Source organism: Streptomyces sp. NPDC056948, assembly GCF_042674225.1.
Lineage (GTDB): Bacteria > Actinomycetota > Actinomycetes > Streptomycetales > Streptomycetaceae > Streptomyces > Streptomyces purpurascens.
In genome coordinates this window covers 1-1083 of the sequence record NZ_JBHUQX010000829.1, presented here as the reverse complement: position 1 = coordinate 1083, position 1083 = coordinate 1, and the positions used below count along the sequence as shown (strand labels likewise).

At 68.9% G+C, this 1083-nt stretch carries 2 protein-coding genes; both read left to right on the top strand.

What is annotated here, in order from left to right; all coding sequences use genetic code 11:
• Positions 1-233: 233 nt before the first annotated feature.
• The gene (locus ACFTZL_RS45080; protein ID WP_382596486.1) at positions 234-683 is read left to right on the top strand and encodes a hypothetical protein; all 450 of its coding nucleotides are present in this window, start codon (positions 234-236) and stop codon (positions 681-683) included.
• Between the two features lie 40 nt (positions 684-723).
• Positions 724-1071 (top strand): hypothetical protein, encoded by a 348-nt coding sequence (locus ACFTZL_RS45075; protein ID WP_382596483.1) that lies wholly within the window; start codon positions 724-726, stop codon positions 1069-1071.
• Positions 1072-1083 lie beyond the last annotated feature (12 nt).

Genomic DNA, 1083 nt, shown 5'->3' with positions numbered 1-1083 from the left:
GCGCAGGAGTGTGCGCATGGTTGCCCTTCATGGTCGCCCGAGTGTCCGGCGGGACCTGCCCCCGCGCCGCCACCTTAGGAGGAGGTGAGGCGCGGGCGGTCCTGACGTATGTCAGGGAGCCCCCGAAACGACACGACCTGGGGGTTCGACCCTGATAAGTGTCAGGTGTCGTGGATGTGGTGACGGCCCTTACGGTCACGACCAGACCACCCGACGACAACGAAAGAGAGCTCATGAGCCGCCGATCGCTCAGGACACTGCTGGCCGCCGGGGGCGCCGCCGCGGTGATGGCGCTCCTCCCCACCTCCGCCCAGGCCGCGCCGTACTCGGGCGGCAACTACGGGGCCTACGGGATGGAGGGGCAGTACCCCACCACCTCCTTCTGCTCGGGCTCGTTCCGGCAGATCGGGCCCACCAAGTACGCCGAAGGCATGGCCCTGAAGTACTTCTACTCCGACAAGTGCGGCTCCTTCGCCCGGATCGAGAGTTCCCGGCCCGGCTGCGCGGCCGTGCTGCAGCGCTCCAACAACGGCGCGGGACGGGTCGACGGCTGGGTCTCCGAGACCGTCGACTCCGGCATCAACTACGCCTACACGCAGATGGGCAACAACCTCAGCGGCCGCGTCTCGCGCGCGCTGCTCTCCTGCGACGGCCACGACCTGACCTCGACCGGCTGGTACTGAGCCGCACCCCACCACACAGGACGACAAGAAGGAGTCAGTCATGCGCAGACACATCCGGCGCGCCGCGTGTCTCGCCCTGGCGGGCGCGGCCCTGCTGCTGTCGCCCGTCACCGCCAGCGCCCAGGAGTCGGCGCCCGCTTCGGGCACGTCCACGCAGCAGGTGCAGTCCCGGGGCGGCTACTTCCTCGGTGACGGCGTCAACATCCGCAGCAGGCCCGTGGACGGCACGATCCACGGCCAGGGGTACTTCCGCGAGACGTTCACCGCGCACTGCTGGAACGGCGACGGCCACTGGATCTACCTGACGGCCCACCGGGGCAATGTCACCGGCTGGGTCAAGGTCGACTACGTCTACTACACGGACATGGGCCCGATGGGCTACTGCTGACCGGCAGGAGCC